The sequence below is a fragment of the Mesorhizobium sp. LSJC269B00 genome (assembly GCF_000502815.1).
Lineage (GTDB): Bacteria > Pseudomonadota > Alphaproteobacteria > Rhizobiales > Rhizobiaceae > Mesorhizobium.
Genome location: NZ_AYVN01000013.1, coordinates 106,327 through 125,504, shown reverse-complemented (window position 1 = coordinate 125,504; position 19,178 = coordinate 106,327). Strand labels below are relative to the sequence as shown.

Sequence of the window (19,178 nt, the reverse complement as noted above, 5' to 3'; positions counted from 1 at the left end):
CCGGATTTCCGATCACACCAACGTTCATTTGAATGATTGTTCCAGTCAGTGAATCTTGGCACCGAGCCCGGATTCTAGCGGAGATGCCGATCGCATCCGTTCGCCTGGGCAAGCCGTCTGGCGCTCCACGGAGCTTGCAAGGAAAACGACCGGTGCTGGACACAAATGGCAAAACTTCTGAAGGACGCTCGGGAAGCGCTGGCTAGGCAAGATCGAGGCATCATCCGAATGATTGATGAAAAGATCTCCGCGGCGAGCGATGTTCGACCGTCAGCTTGGCGGGGCCCTGAATGTCCTCAGTGTGTTTGCATTCGGAAGTGGCAAATCAAAACCTACAGGTGGATCTGCGACCCACCCGAAGGTGGTCAGTCGTTCCCGAATATGACCTTGACCAAGGGGGGCCAGTCTGGCGCCGTTACCGACAGATGGGTGCCAAATTTGCGGACATTCCAATCTTCGACCACCTTGGAGATGTCGCCAGGCGGCATCCTGACAAGCTCGCAATCAGCGACGGCGCCAACCGCCTGACTTTTTCTGAGCTTTTCCGGGCGGTCGAGACGCTGGCAACTCATATCAGTGCCGTCGTCCCCGAAGGGCAGGCCATCGGCATCCTGCAAGCAAACTCCGCTTGGTATCCTGTGGCGATGTTGGCGACCATGACGGCGGGACGGCCTTCGGTTCCGCTCAACACAAGAGATCCCGCCTCTCGCATTTTCGATATAGTCAGTGCCGCGCGGCTCGGCGCGATTTTAGGCGCCGAAAATGTTCGCCCGGTCGAATTGGCCCAAGAGATCGTCTGGATCGATATTGCCGCCGCCGTGGCGCCCAACGATCAACACCCAGAACAGCAGCATAAGCCCCCTATCGTTTCGGTCGATGCGCCTGCATTGGTGCTTTACACTTCAGGTAGCACCGGGCGCCCCAAGGGAATCGTCAACAGCCAACGCAGCCTGCTATGGCGGGTCCGGCAATATGTCGATGCGTGCCATATCAGTGCGGATGACGTTTTCCTGCCGCTGACCGGGCCAGCCACGATCGCCGGTTGCCGGGAGATCTTTGCGGCGCTGCTGACGGGCGCCACATTGCATCTTCTCGAGGTGGAAGCTGTTGGCCTGCGCGCTACGCGCGCTCGATTGCAGTCCGAAGGTGTGACGATCGCCTATCTTGTGCCGGCACTGCTTCGAGCCCTCCTGGCTGAGGCGCCCGCCGACGCTTCCTGGCCGCTCAGAGTGGCCCGGATCGGTGGGGAGAAAGTGTCATGGACGGACATCGCTTTGCTGCGCAAAGCCGTTTCGGACCAGTGCCTGATCCAGATCGGCTACTCATCGACTGAAACCATCGGTTCGCAATGGTTCTTGCCGCCTGACTGGCCCGAGCAAGACGCGTCGGTTCCCGTCGGCAGGCTGCTCCCTGGTATGACATTCGCTATCGTCGACGAAGCGGAGCGCAATGTAGGGCCAGGCGAAAGTGGAGAGCTTCTGATCAAAAGCCGCTATGTCCTGCTTGGTCATTGGGAGAACGGTGTGGTCGTTCCCGCGCAGCCGGACCCCGACGATCCCGAGGCTCGGCTTTTTTCGACCGGGGACCTCGTTCGGCTGGACGATGATGGCATCTTGAGGATCGTCGGCCGCAAAGGGCGCCAGATCAAGATCAATGGTCGACGCATCGAGCCCGCCGAACTCGAACGGGTCTTGCGTTGCGCGCCTTCAGTGGCGGATGCCGTGGTGATGGTAACGGCCGCGCAGGAACTCATCGCCTTCGCGGTTCCCCAGTGCTTCGCAGGCGGCGCTTTTGCAGACGACCTTCGCCAGCTCCTCAGGATGACCTTGCCGACACCATTGCGTCCCTTGCGATTGCACACCGTTGACGCAATCCCACGCCTGTCGGGAGGTAAGGTCGATTTGGCAACTCTGGCCGAGATAGATCGTTCGCACGGAAGGAGGGCGCGAGCCGCCCGGTCGTCCACTCTCGATGCTCCGCCCGCCGGAGGAGCAAAGGACACGCGTCAAATAGTGCAGCACGCGTGGACGCAGGTTCTCAACACAGGCACTGCCACGGGAAACTGGGATGATGCTGGAGGAGATTCGCTGCAGCTGCTGCACTGCGTCATGGCGATCGAAAACGCCATCGGGCAAGAGGTGGGCCTCGAAGCATTCACCGTCGGCATGAGCTTGGACGAGATGGTTGAGGCGGTCGTCTCTGCACGGTTAGGCGAAGGGCGCGAAAAGAAGCACCACCCCCCGGTTCTTTTCCTGTTTCCAGGGTCCGTTGGCTATGGCCCGAGCCTGGCTGCGTTCGCAGCCGCCATAGGGAAAGTCGCCCGTGTAAACCCGATCCGATATCCGAGCCTTGCGGCGATACTGGACGGACACAACACCCTCAGCGCCATGGCTGGCGCCGCACTCGAGCAGATAAGCCGCATCCAACCTGCGGGCCCCGTGCGACTTCTCGGCCATTCTCTGGGTGGCGCGGTTGCATTCGAGGTTGCCGCACGGCTCATGAAGGCCGGGCGAACGGTGCGGTTCCTGGGCATCCTCGACACGAGCCTTCTGGACGAGCCGAGCAACCATTGGGAGACTCTTACCCGTACGTTCTATCGTATTCGCACCAACCGCATATCCGCGCACCGGATGGCTTGCAGAGCCCTTGCGAAGATCACCGTCGCCGTGGGCGGCGAAGCGCGTCTGGCCAGGATTCTGGACAGATTTGCCAATGGAGAGTTCAACCCGACGATCTTCAGGACCAAACTGGAACTGCAGGAGGTTTTAAGGGCGAAGTCATTCTTCCAGTGGCTTGAGGCACCGAAACCGGCTCTGCCCCTCTCCGGTACCTTGTTCCGATGTCGCAGGGAGGGAATGCCGCGGGCCTTGGGCTGGGACAGCGTCTTGGCACACCTGGACGTCATTTCGATCATGGGCAGCCACATCGACCTTGTCGTCGAACCAAACCTTGCCACCAACCGTCCGCTTATCGAGACGGCCATCGTGCAGACCTATTCCCCCGCCGAATCTCGCAAAAGGGAGGACTTGTCATCGACATAATTCCGGAATTCAGCAAGGACATGCTGACGCTCGATGCCGGCGCGGAGGTCGATCGCATCGTTGACACCTTGCGCACTCAGGTTCTCGGCACCCTGCATCGTCGCGGCGTGGTTGTCGGTCTTTCCGGCGGTATCGACAGCTCCGTCGTCGCGACCTTGTGCATGCGCGCGTTCGGGAAAGACAAGGTCCTGGGACTGTTCATGCCGGAGCGGGATTCTTCCGGTGACTCCCTGAGACTTGGCCGCCGCGTCGCGGCACAGCTTGGCATTGAAAGCGTCCTGGAGGACATTGCACCGGTACTGGAGGCCATTGGCGCCTACCGCCGGCAGATCGATGCGATCCAGACCGTCGTTCCCGACTATGGGGAAGGGTGGAAATGCAAGCTGGTGATCGCGTCGGTTCTGGAGAGCAGCGGGCTCAATATAACCCGCCTCACGGTCCAGGATCCGCAGGGTAAAGTAGATACCGTGCGTCTGCCGCCAGCTGCCTATCTGCAGATCGTTGCTGCGACAAACTACAAGCAGCGCCTGCGCAAGATGACGGAATACTATCACGCCGACCGCCTCAAATACGCGGTTGTCGGCACTCCAAATCGCCTCGAGTACGACCAGGGCTTTTTTGTCAAGCAGGGCGACGGAGCCGCCGACGTGATGCCGATCGTTCACCTTTACAAAACCCAGGTTTATCAACTCGCGGAATATCTCGAGGTGGATGATGAAATCCGGCGGCGGCCACCGACCACCGACACTTTTTCCATGGCCCAAAGCCAGGAAGAATTCTATTTCGCGCTGCCCTATCACCTGATGGATCTATGCCTCTACGGCCTGAACCACGGGGTCGCCAGCAATGAGCTCGCGGCGGTTGCTGGCCTCACCGAGCCCCAGCTTCAGAAAGTGTTCAAGGACATCGAAGCGAAACGAAGGGCGGCCCACTATCTTCACGCGCGGCCTTTGCTGTCCGCGGAAGGCGGAGATTGACCGAGCATGTGCGGCATCGCTGGAATCGTGGCGCTGAATGCCACAGCGGCTTCTCCTTCGCGGCAGGCGCTGATGCAGATGATGGGCGCGCTGGCGCATCGCGGCCCCGACGGGCGCGGTCTCTACCGGGACAGACGCGCGGGGCTGGCGCATGTGCGCCTGTCCATCGTCGATCTTTCCAGTGGCCATCAACCGATGGCGGACACAGGCGATACGACGTGGATCGTGTTCAACGGCGAGATATTCAACTACGTCGAATTGCGTGAAAAACTCACGGCGCTCGGCCACCGCTTCCGAACCCGCAGCGACACGGAGGTCGCGCTACACGCCTATCGTGAGTGGGGAGAAACGGCCTTCGAGCGGATGAACGGCCAATGGGCAATTGCGATCTGGGATTCAGTGGCCAATCGTCTCATATTGTCGCGCGACCGCTTCGGCATTTGCCCGCTGTATTTCAGCGAGCATGCGCACCGGCTTTATTTCGCCAGCGAAGTGAAAGCCATTTTCGCGGCCGATCGAACCATACCTCGCGCCCTTGATCCAGCCGGCATCGATCAGACGTTCACGCTCTGGACGGTCGTTCCGCCGCAAGGAGTTTTCCACGGAATCAACGAACTCGAGCCGGGTCATGTCCGCATCTATCAGGATGGCACCGTTCGTGAGCGGATTTTTTGGCAGCCTTCCTATCCCGACAAGTTCGGATCGCGGCAGGGCGAGTTCACCGGGTCCAGCGATGACGCGGTGGACCGCGTATCTAGCGCTCTTGAAGCCGCGACGGCGCTCAGAATGGCGCGCGCAGACGTGCCTGTCGGGTGCTACCTCTCCGGAGGGCTGGACAGTTCGCTTGTGGCCGCGCTCGCAAGGCGCTTCGCGGGCGAGCGCTTCCAAACCTTCTCCTTGCGTTTTGCTGACGCCGAATATGACGAGACCCGCTTCCAGCGTATGGTTGCCGAGACGATCGGCAGTGAGCACCATGAAGTGGTCGTTTCGCGCAGAGATATAGCCGGAATCTTTCCGGAGGTAATCCAACACACCGAACGCCCGATACTGAGGACTGCCCCGGCGCCGCTCTTCCTGCTCTCGCGCCTGGTGCGCGAGCGTGGCATCAAGGTCGTGCTGACCGGCGAAGGCGCTGACGAAATGTTCGCCGGCTACGACCTGTTCCGCGAAGGCAAGGTCCGCCGCTTCTGGGGGCGCCACCCGACATCGACACGCCGCTCTCGGCTCCTGGAACGCCTTTACCCCTATCTCACCCGCTCGCCGGTGCAACAGCAGGCGATGGCGCGTCAGTTCTTCGGGCGAAATATTCAGGCTTACGACGCGCCGGGCTTTGCTCATGAAACGCGCTGGCAAACCACCAGGGCCATCAAGCGCTTGTTTACGACCGACATGCGCGCTCAAACGCAGGGCCGCGACGCCGTGTCCGAGTTGCTCGCCCGTCTGCCCGCGCAGTTTGCCCGTTGGGGCCCTCTTGCGCAGGACCAGTATCTCGAGGTCCAAACACTGATGTCGGGCTATCTGCTCTCCTCGCAAGGCGACAGGATGCTGATGGCTCACTCCGTCGAGGGCCGCTTCCCGTTCCTGGACGATGAACTTGTGAGGCTCGCGAATTCGCTGCCGCCCTCCTTCAAACTCCGCGGCCTCGATGAGAAGCACGTGCTGAAGCGCATGGCGGCACCCATCCTGCCCTCCGAGATCGTAGCCCGCAAGAAGCAGCCCTTCCGCGCGCCCAACGCGCTTTGCTTCGTCGGCGCAGACGCTCCGGATTACGCTCGCGAGGCGGTTTCGCAGGCGGCCCTGCGCGAGGCGAATGTCTTCGATCCAAAGGCGGTCACGCACCTGCTTGCCAAATGCCAGGCCAGAACTGGCGATGGCGACCTGTCCAATGCCGACAACATGGCGCTGGTCGGCGTGTTGTCGACCCAACTTCTTCATCAGCAGTTCGTCGCGGGTTGTCCCAGTGCAACGCTCGAATGCACGCTCAGCGTCGACGTCGACTGCGAACATCGGGAAGAGCGCCTGTATGTTGCATGATGCCGTACCACTGCTGCATGACTACCTCGCCCATTCCGCCGTCCGACACGGAAGTAAGGTGGCGCTGGTGTGCAACAAGCAGCGTGTCACTTACCTCGAACTCGAAACGCGAGCCAACGCGATCGCCCGGGACCTGGCCGCATGCGGAGTCGTTCGCGGTGATCGCGTGATGATCTTCGCCGACAACACCGTCGAGACGGTGGTTAGCTTCTGGGCGGTGCTAAAGGCGAATGCGGTGGTGTGCATCGTCAACCCGCTCACCAAGAGCGACAAGCTCGATTATCTGCTCAACGACTGCCGGCCGACGGCGCTCATCACGGACGGCCATCTGCACGCGATCTTCCGCGAGCCGGCGCGCGGCTGCCCGTCACTTCTGCGGGTGATCGTATCGGGACCGATCGACGACGTCGAACTCGCCCAGCTGCCGTTTGCCGTGCGCTGGGACGCCGCCCTCGCTAATGGCGCGGATACGCCGCCGGCACGGCAGTGCATCGATGTTGATCTGGCAGCCATCATCTACACGTCCGGGTCGACGGGCGAACCCAAGGGCGTGATGCTGACGCACAGAAACATGATGACCGCGTGCGCGTCTATCGCTTCCTACCTGGCGATTGCCGAGGACGAGGTGATCCTCAATGTCCTACCCCTCGCCTTCGACTATGGACTGTACCAGATGATCATGGCTTTTCGTACCGGCGCCCGGCTGGTGCTCGAACGCTCGTTCGCTTTCCCGGCACAGATCCTCGGGTTGATCAGGCAGGAGGGGGTTACGGGCTTTCCCGGCGTGCCCACAATCTTTGCCGCACTCTCCGAACTCAGGTCCCTCAAAGACCAGGATTTCTCGAGCATCCGCTACGTCACAAACACTGCGGCAGCCCTACCCCTCAAGCATATTTTCATGCTTCGCGAGCTGTTTTCGGGTGCACGCATCTATTCGATGTACGGTCTCACCGAATGCAAACGTTGCACCTATTTGCCGCCAGAGGACCTCGAGCGAAAGCCATTGAGCGTAGGGATCGCAATCCCGAATACGGAGATGTGGATCGTTGACGAGCATGACAGGCGGATAGGCCCAGGCGTTGTCGGCCAACTCGTCATTCGCGGCGCAACGGTGATGAAGGGGTATTGGGGCAAGCCCGAGGCAACGGCCAGGAAACTCAAACCCGGCCCGCTGCCCGGCGAGCAGGTCCTATACACCGGCGACTACTGCCGGATGGATACGGAGGGTTACCTCTACTTCGTCGGCCGTGGGGATGAGATCATAAAGTCGCGAGGCGAGAAGGTGGCGCCAAGGGAAGTGGAAAACGTACTCATGGACATTCCAGGAGTCCGAGAAGCGGCTGTCATCGGTGTTCCCGACGAGCTCCTCGGGCAAGCGGTGAAAGCTTTTGTGGTGATGGAGCATGGAAGAGCCATTGGCGAAAGGGAACTGCAGAAGGAGTGCCAGAAGCGTCTGGAAAACTTCATGGTCCCGAAATCCATCGTCGTTGTGGCGAACCTGCCGATGACGGACACGGGAAAACTCAAGAAAACGGCGCTGTCATGATGCGGGGCCAGAACCAAGTCGCTGATTTAATGGTGACGCCACGGAGGACGAATTCATGTTGACCATCAAGGAACGCACCGGAATCTACAGCGAGCAGATTCGTAGTTTCTTGGTTTCAAATTTCTACGTCAGCGACGTCAAGGCATTGCTGGATGACGCATCCTTGCTCGATCAAGGCATTGTCGACTCGACGGGTGTGCTTGAGATTATCGGCTTCATCGAGGAGACCTTTGGCATTACCGTCGAGGATAGCGAACTTCTGCCTGAAAACCTCGATTCCATCCAGGGGATCGAGCAATACATCATCCGCAAAATGAACTGATGAGTAAGCGTAATGCCCAGAGCAGCCCCGTATTTGGTCTGATTGTCGCAGGATTCATGCCTGCGTCTTGACTTGCCCCAGAACCACCCGGCCCTCGCCCGCTTCGTTCGAGACCGAACGGATGTTCTCGAATGCCTTGCTGCGTTCCAGCAGACCCGCTACCTGTCGGTCTTGGCCAAGCCCGACCTCGAAGAGCAGGATGCCGCCACGCCGCAGGTATCGCGGTGCGTCTTTCAGTACGCGCATATGAATGCTCAGGCCGTAAGGGCCGGCTGCGAACGCCTCGCGCGGCTCAAGCTCGATCAGATGGGCGCGGTCGCCCTCGAGCCGCTTTTCAGAAATGTAAGGCGGATTGCAGACGATTACGTCGATAGTTCCGTCTAGCCCAAGGCCGATGAGAGAGTCGAACAAGTCGCCCTGAAGCACCGAAAGACGCTCAGCCATGCCGTGATGTGAGGTGTTGCGGCGTGCCGTTTCGACGCATTCATCGGTGAGATCGCTTGCCCAGACAAGGGCGCTGGGCACATGGTAGGCGATCGCGCACGCCAGATTCCCAGTGCCGCAGCACATATCAACTATGCGCGGAGCCGGCAGGTTCATCTGATGCAACACACCAAGCGCGGTCTTGCCGAGCAACTCGGTCTCAGGTCTGGGGACGAGCGCACCGGGCGAAACCAGCAGTTCAAGTCCCATGAACATGGCGCGGCCGGCGCCATAGGCATCAGCTACACTGAACTCTTTGCTCATGGCCGACCCCATCGCTTGATCTCCCCAGTATAGATCTGCGGCGCTCATGCGCCAGCCAAACCTGCTCCGAAATCATGAATTCTCAAGCCTTTCCTTCGAAAAACTGCAGGCACAAACTCGGTGCATCGCTCTTCTGACGCTCATTGACCGATTGCAATCTCAGGTCGCCCAAGATGGAGAGAGAGGTGCTGCTCATGCTTTGAAGAGCCAATGGCGCGGTACGGCGGCTTTTAGATTTTGTGGATCGTGGAGAGGGGTAAACGCCTATCCAACTCTGATGGAGCGGAGGCGCGGACCGCAGCTCCTTTGACGCGCTAATCTTCGGCTCCGGTAATTCAGCAAGTGGTCGGTGGAAGCGCCTCCGCTCCAGCATCAGCCTCACCTTGCTGCATGGAGAGGTTACCTATAGGTTTGCGGACATGTCGAAACAACTGTCCGAAGGTCTCGGATCGACATCTCATTTCCGGTCAATCGCAGAGAGGGGCCGTGAGCGAAAGCGTGAGTGTTCTGATTGTTGAGGATCAATGGCTAGTCGCGCAGGACACTGCCGCGCGGCTGCGTCGCGCCGGTTATCAGGTGGTCGGACCTGTGCCGTCGGTATCCGCCGCTCTGCGTCTTGTTGAATCGGACAAGATTGACGTGGCGTTGCTAGACATCCAGCTGAACGGTGAAACGGGTCTGCCGGTGGCGAGGATATTGCAGGCGCGAGGCATCCCCTTTGCCTTCTTGTCGGGATTTGGCCCCGCCGACGTTCCCGCGGCTTTCCGCGACTGCAGATTCCTGCCGAAGCCGGCAACCGATGCTGTCATCCTTGCTGCTGTCAGCGAGTTGGCGTCCCTGCGCACAGCTTCGCGCTGACATTCGCTCCGCCGCATTATTACCGGAGTTGCGCCCTGGCGACCTGGTAGGCCGGACGAGGTCAGTCTCACAAAGGGCAACATTGGCGCTTTGGCCATGAGGACGGCGGACTACGACCGGCGAGGACGGAAATTCAGCGTTCAAAAAGCATCCGCCGGGGTTCCACTTCTCGGCCTGTTGGCGGCGATTTGGACTTAGGTCCGATCCCGGTCGCCAGAGGTCGGATTGCGGAACATCTGCCAAGGACCCACGTTCGGGGTTTGAGCACGGAGGTGCCGGCCGATCTCGAAGCGCAAGTTTCACGGGCAACTGTTGGGGAGTGTCGTAGTGCCGATTTCAAACGATATGGGGGACGAGTACCTGGAACTGGAATGTCCAAACTGTTCTCATGTCATCATAAAAAAGGGATCGTGGTTGAAGGTGATATCCAACTTCAACTGCACCCAATGCCATGCAAAAATCAGAATTGGTTATATGACCAAGCTCGCGCTTTTCGAGAAAAAAAGGCAAAGCATGAACCCGGCTGCGCAGTGAGCGTCCTGGCGGCCCGACAGTCGTTTGGGGTGGTGCGTTGAACCGTCGGGCCTGACCGGCCCGATGGCGGGGGAGCCAGGCCGGCTGGGTGAATCGTATACATTAGATCGTGCTTATCAAGCCCAAATACGCGGCGCGACATCGCCTGGTGACGCAACGGTGAACCCCGCGCCCGTATACGCGCTAGCAGGAACGTCGGCGGTCAACATGCCGCTCATTCGTAGAGAGTGCGAACAGCTTCATCAAACAGCTCCACCTCGGCTTCAACCTTTTCAGCCGCTTTATCGACCTTGTCGAAACGCTTCAGCATTCGATTGTGGAGCATGGACAAGCGTGCCGCATGGTAGACCACGCTGCGCTTGTAACCTTCAGAGTCGAGTGGTTCGAACAACATTGTCATGGCAGAAATCCTCAATGTTTTTCGTCCTGCAATCCTTCCCTAGTAAACCGCCAGTTAACTCTTTCGTTCCGCTGGTGATGCGAAGGCGCCCGAATGAATAACTCGTTGCGCTGTCTCCAGACTGCACGAGCGTGCTTCGTCTGTCTGAGGTTGGGCCCCAAGGCTTGCGCTTGCCTCGCCTGTTCGGCTCATGCTGCGTCAGTCACGACATCGACGGCCAGCTTCAGTTCAATCGCTTTGGGCGTGAGTTGAATACCGGCGCTGCCAAAAATTGCCGAATGATCATCCTGCTGTGGTGGGACCGCCGAACCCGTCAGGAGCGACGAACCGAGCCGGCTTGGATAGTCGCCCCGCCGCAAGGACGCGAGCGATCGAAGATCACGTCGGCAGGTGCTCTGCCCTCTCTAGGAAGCCGGCGCCGCGCGCACTTACTGAAAAAACCCAAACAGAATAAGAGCGAGAAAGGCAAACAGCAGCGCTGCAGCCGCTAGCAACACACCTTTGTTGGAGCCGCGCCGAGGTTGAGGGTCAGGCACGAGTTCTTTCCGGTTTGGGAGTTCATTCATTGGACATTAATTTGCGGCTGCAAATTAGGTTCCGCTCATGCTTGAATGCCTACAATGCCGCCCCACAGCGCCCTACAGGCGCACGACCTTCGCTAGCCCTAGGCGTATCCGCTGGCCTTCTGCAAAGGACAACGCGAACGATTCCTGATTGAATGACCTGGCAATTTCCTGATCTTTCTCAACCACGCGGACGAACCATTCGCCGCAGGTTTCTGTCACTTCGACGCAAGGCACGGCCTTGCGGAATGGAACCACGTTATCCATCACAGCCGACCTACGAGCAATGGCAACATCGGTCTTATAAGGCCACCGAATTCGGGATTTCAATAAAAAAGTCGGTACGTGATCATGTAATTTACGGGATCAAGTAATTAGTGAGCAGCGGATCGCATTTGAAGTCCGCTAAGATCACCTATGTGCTCACCGAAGCATTGGGGCTCGGCCGACACGGTGATTTTGAACGCCTACGGCAATTCCTTCTCGGAGAGGTCGCTGACCGGCATGATGGCGCACCGAACCAAGATGGCGGGCATGGGGCCCGGCTGCACGCTGCATGGACTTCGGAAGACGCTGGGGAAGTACCTGGCCAAGGAGGGGCGCGACCTCGAAACAATCGGCAGGCATTCTCGGCCACGACGACCTGGACCACGTAGAGCTTTACAGCAAGGACGGAGCAGGAGCGGCTCGCCATGGATGGCATGGCGAAGCTTCTGAAGCGGTTTGTCTAACCGACTGTCTAACCGACTGTCTAACCAGGTTGTCTACCCTCGACGCAAAGCCTTGTGCACCAAGGCGACTGGTGGGCCCGGAGGGACTCGAACCCCCAACCAAGCGGTTATGAGCCGCCGGCTCTAACCATTGAGCTACAGGCCCCACGCGCGCTGGATTAGTGTTTTTCCTTGCGCGGCACAAGGCTTTCCGGACGGGCTGGCCGAGATCGCCCAAATCAGCCCATATTCGCGCCCTAGTCGACAGGCGCGACTGGATCGCACACCGAGGAGATTTTCATGACCAGACATATTTTGCCGCTCGCACTTGCCGCCGCGATCGCTTTTCCGGCGATGGCAAGCGCTGCCGATTCGCTGCCCCCGCCCCGCATCATCGTGTCGGGTGAAGGCCAGTCGACCGTGGCGCCTGACCTGGCGCTGCTGACGCTCAGCGTCATGCGCGAGGCCAAGACCGCACGCGCGGCACTCGACGCCAACAACGACGCCATGGCCGCCGTGATCGCGGCAATGAAGTCGGCAGGGATCAAGGACCGCGACCTGCAGACCGCCGGCATCCAGATTAACCCGCGTTACAACTACACCAACAAACCGGACGGCAGCCAGGAAGCCGAGCTTGTCGCCTACCAGGTGACCAACACACTCTCGGTGCGCATCCGCGACATCGACAAAACAGGTGAGATTCTCGACAAGGCTGTGTCGCTCGGCGTCAACCAGGGCGGCGGCATTTCGTTCTCCAACGAGGATCCGAAAGCTGCCGTCACCGAAGCCCGCAGGAAGGCGGTCGCCGATGCCATGGCCAAGGCCAAGACGCTGGCCGAAGCCGCCGGCGTCAGCATCGGCCGGGTGCTGGAAATCACCGACCAGAACGCTGCGCCGGCGCCGATGCCGATCAATGCCAAGGCCTTCGATGCGGCAGGCGCCGCGGTTCCCGTGCAGGCCGGCGAGAATGCCTACGCCGTGCAGGTAACAGTTACATTCGAGCTTAAGTAGCAGGCCGCCGGGCCGGGCGCGGTTCTGCTGAACCCGTCGGCCGGAACCGCAGATTTCCGACATGAAAAACCCCGGAGGACTGGCCTCCGGGGTTTTTTCGAGCCGCACCTTTCCGCGGAGGGAAAGGGGCTCCTGGCTGACCCTAGAAGGGTCATGCCGCTACTCCAGGCTGATCCTCGCAGAGGAACATGCCTCCGGATCGACCTTCGCAGAAGGTCGTATCCCAGACTGATCTTCGCAGAAGATCAGTCTGGTTCTCTTAGCGATAGATAACCGGGCAGCCGCGCTCATTGGCGAACACGACCACTACGCGATCGCCATACTGGCGGCCGGCGACCTTCACCACGCGGCGATTGACATCGACGATGCGGACGCGGTGCAGGCCCATGCGCTCGGCCTTGTCGAGGGCGCGGTCCGGCGAGCAGCGGCGCCAATTGCGGTCACGGCGAAAGCCGTCCTCATCGTCGCCGGTGTAGACGCCGACGCGGCGGTCATGGTTGTTGCCGAAGCCGAGATAGATCGAGTCCGCCTGAGCGGGCACTGCGGCAAGGGTGCCGAGAGCTACGAGACCCGAAAGGGCTGCCGTCTTGAATGAGTTGAACATTGTCTTCTCTCCTTGTTGAGGGCTTGCGCCCGTCTTGGTCGAACCGATGGGGGGAGAATGCTCCTTGCAATCTGAACTCTTCGCGAACCGGCCGTTCATTTTCGGTTAATCTGCCCGACAGGTTGAAAGCAACCGCCCCTTCCACCGCTGCAAACGATCCTGACCGTCAAAAACGTCCAATGGCGCAGAACGCCCTATGGCAGCGTCCGTTCCAGAATGCTCAGGGCTCGTCATCGAGCATATAGTCGAAATAGTCGTCCGGCTCGGCCAGATCGGTCTCACTGGCGCGGACGCGGCCGCGCATGGAGATGCCGGCATCATGAACGGTCTCGGCACTTCCCGACACCAGCCTGNTCGTCCGGCTCGGCCAGATCGGTCTCACTGGCGCGGACGCGGCCGCGCATGGAGATGCCGGCATCATGAACGGTCTCGGCACTTCCCGACACCAGCCTGTGCCACCAATAGAGGTCGTGCCCCTCGGCAACCAGCCGGTAGGCACAGGTTTTCGGCAGCCACGTGATGGTGCGCACATTCTGCGGCGTCAGCCCGACACAGTCCGGCACGCGCGCCAGCCGGTTGGCATAGTCCGAACAGCGGCAGCTTTGCCCATCGAACAGCCGGCAGCCGACTGATGTCCAGTAGATCTCGCCGGTATCCTCGTCCTCGAGTTTAGACAGGCAGCATTTTCCGCAGCCGTCGCACAGCGATTCCCACTCGGTGGGCGTCATCGCTTCCAGCGTCTTGGTCTTCCAGAACGGCGTTTCCATTATGGGTCGAGATGTGGCCTCCGCATGCGGCAAGGTCAAGCTGTTGTGTGACTTCAAGTTCCGGCCGCACCATAGGAAAAACATGAAGTTGCCTTCAAAACGCCGGTCAATCGTCCTTGGGTGCGGGTAATGCCTGCAAACCGGAACCAATCCGGTCAAGGACAGTTTGGGCAGGGATGGGACCCCACAAGGAGAATTTAAGATGAAACGCCAACCACGGGTACTGGCAGGTACGGCACTTGGCCTGCTTATGGCATCCGCGCCGTTGGGCGCATCCCCGTTGCAGGGCAACGCCGTTTTCGGCCCCTTGCAGCACACGGCCGCGCCACTGATCCTGGTCCAGGACGACCCTGCTGCAGATGGTCAGCAGACCGACCAGGAACTGCCGCGCAAAAAGAAACGCCAGCAGGCCGAACAGGCAGCGCCGGCCGCCGAGCAGCCTGCACCGGCTGCAGAGCAACCCGCCCCTGCCGCCGAGGAACAACAGCCGCGCAGGAAGAAGCGGGATCAGCAGCAGACCGAGCAGGCCCCGGCCGAACAGGCCGCACCTGCCGCCGAGGAACAGCAGCCGCGCAAAAAGAAGCGCAATCAACAGCAGCAGATCGAGGCGGCGCCTGCGGATGAGGGCGGCGCCCAGGCAGCGCCGGCGACCGATGAGCAGCCGCTCAAGCCACGCAAGAAGAAGCGTGACCAGCAGCAGATCGAGGCAGCACCGGCTGAACAACCGGCCGAACAGGTAGCTCCGGCAAATGAAGAACAGCCGCTAAAGCCACGCAAGAAGAAGCGCGACCAACAGCAGATCGAAGCGGCGCCCGCTGAACAGCCGGCCCAGCAGCCTGCCGAGCAGGCAGCGCCCACCGAACAGGTGGCGCCGGCAAACGACAACAAGTCGGGCAAGAAAAAGCGCAAGCAGGATCAGCAGATTGAGGCCGCGCCTGCCGACAAAGCGCCAGACGTCAAAGTTGCGCCTGCCGGAGAGCCCGCGCCGCAGGCCGAGCCGATTCAGCCCCCGGCCGATCAGCAAGCGGCTCCCGCCGAAGGTGAACAGCCGAAGGATCAGGCGAAAAAGCACGGCAAAAAAACTGTCGGCGAACAGCCGGTGACGGGCGAACAGCAGCCTGCGACCGGTGAACCACAGCCTGCGGAGCAACCGGCCAATGCCGAGCAGCCCGCGCAACGTGAGACGCCGGCGCAAGGCGAAGCCACGGCCAACCCCGACGAAGCACCCATCCTGGACAGCCAGAAGGATGCCAGGCGCAAGCACCGCAAGGACCAGGGCGGCAACAGCCAGAATGGCGACGGCCAAAATGGGAACGGCCAAAATGGGAACGGCCAGAATGCTGGCGGCCAGACGGGCGAGCAGCCCGCGCAGGGCGGCACCGAGGCGCAAGCCCCGAAGCCGGCTCCGGTCGACCAGGGACCGCCGCCCACCGACGACAAGTCAGCTCAGCAGGCAATTCAGCCAGAAAAGATCGCCCCGGTGACGGAGGAAAAAGGCAAACGCGTCGAGCGTGCACCCGATGAGAACGTCCGCGACCGCCGGCGTCCGAAAGGCGTCGACGTCGTCAAGGAACTCGGCGACCGCGTCATCCTGCAGTTCAACAACCAGACGATCGTGGAAAGCAATGACGCTCCGCGCATGCACCGCGGCGCCAGGAATGTTTACTATGAGGAACTGTCGGGCGATCGCTCTCGGGAAATCGTCGAGCGCGACAATGGCATCCAGATCGTCACCATCCGCAACCGCAATGGCGACGTCATCAGGCGATCGCGCATCACGCCGGATGGGCACGAATATGTGCTGAGCTATGTCGACGAGCGCAGCTATGACGACGACAATGACTGGCGCGATCCCGGTGACGACCTGCCGCCGATGCGGCTCACCATCCCGCGCCGCGAGTACATCCTCGATTCGGAAGATGTCGAAAGCCCGGACGATTATTACGAGTTCCTCGAACAACCGCCGGTGGAGAAGGTCCAGCGCCTCTATTCCATCGACGAAGTGAAGCGTTCGGCGCGCGTGCGCGACATTGCCCGTCGCGTCGACCTCGATACATTGAACTTCGAGTTCGGCTCGGCCTCGATATCCGACACCGAAGTGCAGAAACTGGAAGGCGTCGCCACGGCCATGGAGAAACTGTTGAAGAAGAACCCGGCCGAAACCTTCCTGATCGAAGGCCACACCGATGCGGTTGGCACGCCGGAAGCAAACCTTGCTCTGTCCGACCGGCGCGCTGAGTCTGTCGCCGAAGCGCTGACCAATGCCTTCGGGATCCCGCCGGAAAACCTGACCACTCAGGGTTATGGCGAGGAATACCTGAAGGTCAACACCACGGCGCCCAACCGCGAGAACCGCCGTGTCGGCATCCGTCGCATCACCTCGCTGGTGGCACCGGTGGCGAGTAACAATTGATCTGCTTTCCAATGGCTTGAGCAGCTTTCTGGAATCAGATCGACAACAAGGACCCATCCCGGCAGACCGGGATGGGTCGAGCTGCGGACAGCAATCCCGGTCAGCAAGAATTGTACTGGTATTAGAACCGGCTCATTGAATAGAGCGGCCGCCCTCCCCAGATTCAAGGCTGGGCGTTCCCTGCCCCGTCCCGACTCCAGCGGGATGCATTGAACCCCCGCCGGCCCTCCCGGCGGGGTTTTTTTGCGCCGCAATTTGCCTTGCAAACCGCGGCAAGCTGACCGAAATACCCCAGTCGACCTCAGAAAGCTCACCGGAACCGCTGCATGAAACGTCTCGAACTCGCCATCGAATCGATCATCCTCGCCTCACGCTGGCTGCTGGTGGTTTTCTACATCGGGCTGGCCCTGGCGCTCGCCGTCTATGCGCTGTCCTTCGGCAAGAAACTCTACGAGTTCGTCATGGTCGCCTTCACACTCGACGACACCGACACCATCCTGAAGATGCTCGGCCTTATCGACGCCGCACTTGTCGCCTCGCTGGTGGTGATGGTGATCATCTCCGGCTACGAGAATTTCGTCAGCCGTTTCGACGACCAGGATGGCGGTGTGCACTGGCTGGGTACCATCGATGTCGGCTCGCTGAAGGTCAAGGTCGCCTCGACCATCGTCGCCATTTCCTCGATCCACCTGCTGCAGGTGTTCCTGAATTCGTCTTCCTATACGATCGACCAGCTGATGTGGCTGACCATCATCCATCTCGCCTTCGTCGTCTCGGCGCTGATGCTGGCCTATATCGACCGGCTGATGGGACTGAGCAAAGGCAAGAAGGGCGAGGAGTGATGAGCCCCTTTCTCCCCGTTCATGGGGAGGTGAGGCTGGTCCGCACAGCGGTCGAAAAGCCAATTGCTTGGTTTTTCGAAAAACGCCGGCAGGCGGATGGGGGGCAGCGCCGGCGGCCCGTGATTTCCGTCAGTAGATGCTTTTGACGTTCGTCGGCGAATTGGCAAATACCGCGTCCGGCACGAAAAAGTCGCCGGCCAGCGGCCCGGTCGCGCCCGGCGCATAGACCGCGAAATCGGTCACGCCCTCGGCCCGCAGCACCTCTTCATCAATGTAGAAATTGCCTGATGTCTCGCGCGATGGCCGCAGGAAGATGGCGTGTGCGGCATCGGCCATGATGTCGGGCAAGCGGCTCATCGCCGCGACCGTCGCGCCGCCGAGCAGATTGCGCACCGCCGCCGTGTCGATGGTCGAGATCGGCCACAGCGAATTGACCGCGATGCCGTCCTTGGCAAACTCGGCGCTCATCCCCAGCGTGCACATCGACATGCCGAACTTGGCCATGGTGTAGGCGACGTGGTTCTTGAACCATTTGGCCTTCATATCGAGCGGCGGTGCCAGATTCAGAATGTGAGGATTCTCAGCCAACTTCAGGTGCGGAATGCACATTTTCGACACCAGGAAAGTGCCGCGCGTGTTGATCTGGTGCATCAGATCGTAGCGCTTCATGTCGGTCTCCAGCGTGCTGGCGAGCTGGATGGCGCTGGCATTGTTGACGCAAATATCGATGCCGCCGAACTTTTCGACGGTCTTGGCAACCGCCTCGGCCACCTGCGCCTCCTCGCGGATGTCGCACAAAACAGGCAGCGCCTTGCCGCCGGCCTGCTCGATCTCCTCAGCTGCCGAGTAGATCGTGCCCGGCAGCTTCGGGTGCGGCTCGGCGGTCTTGGCCGCGATCGTCACATTGGCGCCGTCGCGCGCAGCGCGCAGCGCGATCGAAAGACCGATGCCGCGCGACCCGCCGGAGATGAACAGCGTCTTTCCCTTGAGCGACATGTCTTGGCACCTCCCTTGCTACATCACTGACGCGAACCATTGCGCGGCGGCAATGCACTGCGCAAGGCCTCGGCAGCCTGCAACGGGTTACGCAACGTAGGCTCAAACGGAAAAGGGGGTTAGACCAGCACCAGGCCCTGCCGCATCGCGATCGCGATGGCATCCGTGCGGTTCGCAGCACCCAGCTTGATCAGGATCGCGGCGACGTGGAACTTTGCCGTATGCACGGAGATGTTCAGCCGCCGCGCGATCACCTTGTTGGGCGCGCCTTCGGCGAGCAGCGCCAGCACTTCCGTCTCGCGCGGTGACAGCGCTGGTCGGAGGGCGGCGCCGTCGTCAAAAGATTCCTCGCCAAACAGCCCGCTATCGGTTTCAGTTCCGCTCGCTATGTGATCGAAACCGCCATGACGATCCGGCGTCGAACGCCCATCCCTTGACACCCGGTAGCCGGCCGCCGCCAGTCTGACGGCAGCCGCGATCAGATTCGCATCCGACGCCAAAGGCAGCACGGCAAGCACCCGGTTTTCCGGCCGGCCAGCGCTCGCGGATAGCAGCACCCGTGGGATTGCGCTGTTGCCACCATCGGCCCGATCGAGCCAGGCCGCACTGTTCGCAACAGCGTCATCGACGACAGCGACGTCGACAATCCCGCTGCCGGCCACGACCGGAAGCAGATCGTCCGCCATCGCAAGCGAAGCCGACAGGCGCTCGGCACGCGCGGCATCGTGCAGCGCGATCAGCACCACGAGCTGGCGTCCGCCGCCCGCCACCTCCGGCCCACCCGCCTCCGATCCACTCGCCTCCGGCCTTGTC

The 19,178-nt window shown here is 60.7% G+C and carries 20 protein-coding genes and 1 tRNA gene; 10 read left to right on the top strand and 11 right to left on the bottom strand.

Features of this window, described 5'->3' with window-relative positions; all coding sequences use genetic code 11:
* Positions 1–425 precede the first annotated feature (425 nt).
* From X771_RS140850 to X771_RS140870, 5 genes are read left to right on the top strand one after another with little or no spacing between them, the layout of a single operon-like run.
* Positions 426–3,041: an AMP-binding protein gene (locus X771_RS140850; RefSeq protein ID WP_348625478.1), complete on the top strand. Its 2,616-nt coding sequence runs from the start codon at positions 426–428 to the stop codon at positions 3,039–3,041.
* Positions 3,038–4,018: an NAD(+) synthase gene (gene nadE / locus X771_RS140855; protein ID WP_280942215.1), complete on the top strand. Its 981-nt coding sequence runs from the start codon at positions 3,038–3,040 to the stop codon at positions 4,016–4,018. The genes X771_RS140850 and nadE overlap by 4 nt, the downstream gene beginning before the upstream one ends.
* Before the next feature lie 6 nt (positions 4,019–4,024).
* Positions 4,025–6,052: an asparagine synthase (glutamine-hydrolyzing) gene (asnB, locus tag X771_RS140860; protein WP_023689769.1), complete on the top strand. Its 2,028-nt coding sequence runs from the start codon at positions 4,025–4,027 to the stop codon at positions 6,050–6,052.
* Complete coding sequence (locus X771_RS140865) at positions 6,042–7,598, top strand: AMP-binding protein (protein WP_031199243.1); 1,557 nt, start codon at positions 6,042–6,044, stop codon at positions 7,596–7,598. The genes asnB and X771_RS140865 overlap by 11 nt, the downstream gene beginning before the upstream one ends.
* Before the next feature lie 55 nt (positions 7,599–7,653).
* A complete protein-coding gene (locus tag X771_RS140870; protein ID WP_023670883.1) occupies positions 7,654–7,920 on the top strand; it encodes an acyl carrier protein in 267 nt (88 codons plus the stop codon).
* A gap of 54 nt (positions 7,921–7,974) precedes the next feature.
* Here the strand turns inward: X771_RS140870 and X771_RS140875 are convergent, their stop codons facing one another.
* Positions 7,975–8,667, bottom strand: coding sequence for a class I SAM-dependent methyltransferase (locus tag X771_RS140875; protein WP_023689767.1), 693 nt, complete (start codon positions 8,665–8,667; stop codon positions 7,975–7,977).
* Positions 8,668–9,153: 486 nt separating this feature from the next.
* Here X771_RS140875 and X771_RS140880 point away from each other — a divergent pair, with 486 nt between their 5' ends.
* Both X771_RS140880 and X771_RS0134900 read left to right on the top strand, forming a co-directional pair.
* On the top strand, positions 9,154–9,525 hold the full coding sequence (locus X771_RS140880) for a response regulator (protein ID WP_023670881.1): 372 nt from the start codon (positions 9,154–9,156) through the stop codon (positions 9,523–9,525).
* A gap of 371 nt (positions 9,526–9,896) precedes the next feature.
* Positions 9,897–10,100, top strand: a complete 204-nt coding sequence (locus X771_RS0134900; RefSeq protein ID WP_155921622.1) for a hypothetical protein — start codon at positions 9,897–9,899, stop codon at positions 10,098–10,100.
* A gap of 173 nt (positions 10,101–10,273) precedes the next feature.
* Here X771_RS0134900 and X771_RS05245 read toward each other — a convergent pair whose 3' ends face one another.
* From X771_RS05245 to X771_RS140885, 3 genes are all read right to left on the bottom strand, one after another.
* Entirely contained in the window at positions 10,274–10,459 is a 186-nt protein-coding gene (locus X771_RS05245) for a hypothetical protein (RefSeq protein ID WP_023681021.1), read from the bottom strand.
* Between the two features lie 638 nt (positions 10,460–11,097).
* Positions 11,098–11,289, bottom strand: coding sequence for a hypothetical protein (locus X771_RS1000000167330; RefSeq protein ID WP_023670878.1), 192 nt, complete (start codon positions 11,287–11,289; stop codon positions 11,098–11,100).
* Between the two features lie 533 nt (positions 11,290–11,822).
* Positions 11,823–11,898: transfer RNA gene (locus X771_RS140885), tRNA-Ile, on the bottom strand.
* A 134-nt stretch (positions 11,899–12,032) separates the two neighbouring features.
* On the opposite strand from X771_RS140885, the gene X771_RS140890 reads away from it, so the two are divergent.
* Entirely contained in the window at positions 12,033–12,743 is a 711-nt protein-coding gene (locus tag X771_RS140890; protein WP_023689765.1) for an SIMPL domain-containing protein, read from the top strand.
* Between the two features lie 259 nt (positions 12,744–13,002).
* On the opposite strand, the gene X771_RS01000000165400 is transcribed toward X771_RS140890, so the two are convergent.
* The 5 genes from X771_RS01000000165400 to X771_RS1000000169430 all read right to left on the bottom strand — a co-directional run bounded on the left by X771_RS01000000165400 (position 13,003) and on the right by X771_RS1000000169430 (position 15,504).
* The gene (locus X771_RS01000000165400) at positions 13,003–13,347 is read right to left on the bottom strand and encodes a hypothetical protein (RefSeq protein WP_023672466.1); all 345 of its coding nucleotides are present in this window, start codon (positions 13,345–13,347) and stop codon (positions 13,003–13,005) included.
* A 220-nt stretch (positions 13,348–13,567) separates the two neighbouring features.
* On the bottom strand, positions 13,568–13,693 hold the full coding sequence (locus tag X771_RS1000000169820) for a hypothetical protein (protein WP_023815033.1): 126 nt from the start codon (positions 13,691–13,693) through the stop codon (positions 13,568–13,570).
* Positions 13,665–14,114 carry a YcgN family cysteine cluster protein gene (locus X771_RS140895; RefSeq protein ID WP_023689764.1) on the bottom strand — a complete coding sequence of 150 codons (450 nt, stop codon included), beginning with the start codon at positions 14,112–14,114 and terminating at the stop codon, positions 13,665–13,667. The genes X771_RS1000000169820 and X771_RS140895 overlap by 29 nt, the downstream gene beginning before the upstream one ends.
* A gap of 106 nt (positions 14,115–14,220) precedes the next feature.
* On the bottom strand, positions 14,221–14,838 hold the full coding sequence (locus X771_RS1000000169435) for a hypothetical protein (RefSeq protein WP_245262754.1): 618 nt from the start codon (positions 14,836–14,838) through the stop codon (positions 14,221–14,223).
* Between the two features lie 39 nt (positions 14,839–14,877).
* The gene (locus X771_RS1000000169430; RefSeq protein ID WP_245262753.1) at positions 14,878–15,504 is read right to left on the bottom strand and encodes a hypothetical protein; all 627 of its coding nucleotides are present in this window, start codon (positions 15,502–15,504) and stop codon (positions 14,878–14,880) included.
* A 90-nt stretch (positions 15,505–15,594) separates the two neighbouring features.
* Between X771_RS1000000169430 and X771_RS1000000169425 the strand changes: the two genes are divergently transcribed.
* Together X771_RS1000000169425 and X771_RS140905 are read left to right on the top strand one after the other, a co-directional pair.
* Positions 15,595–16,527 (top strand): OmpA family protein, encoded by a 933-nt coding sequence (locus X771_RS1000000169425; protein WP_245259835.1) that lies wholly within the window; start codon positions 15,595–15,597, stop codon positions 16,525–16,527.
* Between the two features lie 326 nt (positions 16,528–16,853).
* Positions 16,854–17,369: a TIGR00645 family protein gene (locus tag X771_RS140905; protein WP_023672463.1), complete on the top strand. Its 516-nt coding sequence runs from the start codon at positions 16,854–16,856 to the stop codon at positions 17,367–17,369.
* 129 nt (positions 17,370–17,498) lie between these two features.
* Here X771_RS140905 and X771_RS140910 read toward each other — a convergent pair whose 3' ends face one another.
* Together X771_RS140910 and X771_RS1000000168900 are read right to left on the bottom strand one after the other, a co-directional pair.
* Positions 17,499–18,365 (bottom strand): NAD(P)-dependent oxidoreductase, encoded by an 867-nt coding sequence (locus tag X771_RS140910; protein ID WP_023689762.1) that lies wholly within the window; start codon positions 18,363–18,365, stop codon positions 17,499–17,501.
* Positions 18,366–18,484: 119 nt separating this feature from the next.
* Positions 18,485–19,111, bottom strand: coding sequence for a helix-turn-helix transcriptional regulator (locus X771_RS1000000168900; RefSeq protein WP_245260959.1), 627 nt, complete (start codon positions 19,109–19,111; stop codon positions 18,485–18,487).
* Between the last annotated feature and the right edge of the window lie 67 nt (positions 19,112–19,178).

What these genes read in the sequence shown, in the direction of transcription:
- X771_RS140875 (WP_023689767.1), bottom strand. Translation starts at nt 8,667, where the DNA reads ATGAGCAAAGAGTTCAGTGTAGCTGATGCCTATGGCGCCGGCCGCGCC.
- asnB (WP_023689769.1), top strand. Translation starts at nt 4,025, where the DNA reads ATGTGCGGCATCGCTGGAATCGTGGCGCTGAATGCCACAGCGGCTTCT.
- X771_RS01000000165400 (WP_023672466.1), bottom strand. Translation starts at nt 13,347, where the DNA reads ATGTTCAACTCATTCAAGACGGCAGCCCTTTCGGGTCTCGTAGCTCTC.
- X771_RS140905 (WP_023672463.1), top strand. Translation starts at nt 16,854, where the DNA reads ATGAAACGTCTCGAACTCGCCATCGAATCGATCATCCTCGCCTCACGC.
- X771_RS140850 (WP_348625478.1), top strand. Translation starts at nt 426, where the DNA reads ATGGGTGCCAAATTTGCGGACATTCCAATCTTCGACCACCTTGGAGAT.
- X771_RS05245 (WP_023681021.1), bottom strand. Translation starts at nt 10,459, where the DNA reads ATGACAATGTTGTTCGAACCACTCGACTCTGAAGGTTACAAGCGCAGC.
- X771_RS0134900 (WP_155921622.1), top strand. Translation starts at nt 9,897, where the DNA reads ATGTCCAAACTGTTCTCATGTCATCATAAAAAAGGGATCGTGGTTGAA.
- X771_RS140890 (WP_023689765.1), top strand. Translation starts at nt 12,033, where the DNA reads ATGACCAGACATATTTTGCCGCTCGCACTTGCCGCCGCGATCGCTTTT.
- X771_RS140870 (WP_023670883.1), top strand. Translation starts at nt 7,654, where the DNA reads ATGTTGACCATCAAGGAACGCACCGGAATCTACAGCGAGCAGATTCGT.
- X771_RS1000000167330 (WP_023670878.1), bottom strand. Translation starts at nt 11,289, where the DNA reads ATGGATAACGTGGTTCCATTCCGCAAGGCCGTGCCTTGCGTCGAAGTG.
- X771_RS140910 (WP_023689762.1), bottom strand. Translation starts at nt 18,365, where the DNA reads ATGTCGCTCAAGGGAAAGACGCTGTTCATCTCCGGCGGGTCGCGCGGC.
- X771_RS140865 (WP_031199243.1), top strand. Translation starts at nt 6,042, where the DNA reads ATGTTGCATGATGCCGTACCACTGCTGCATGACTACCTCGCCCATTCC.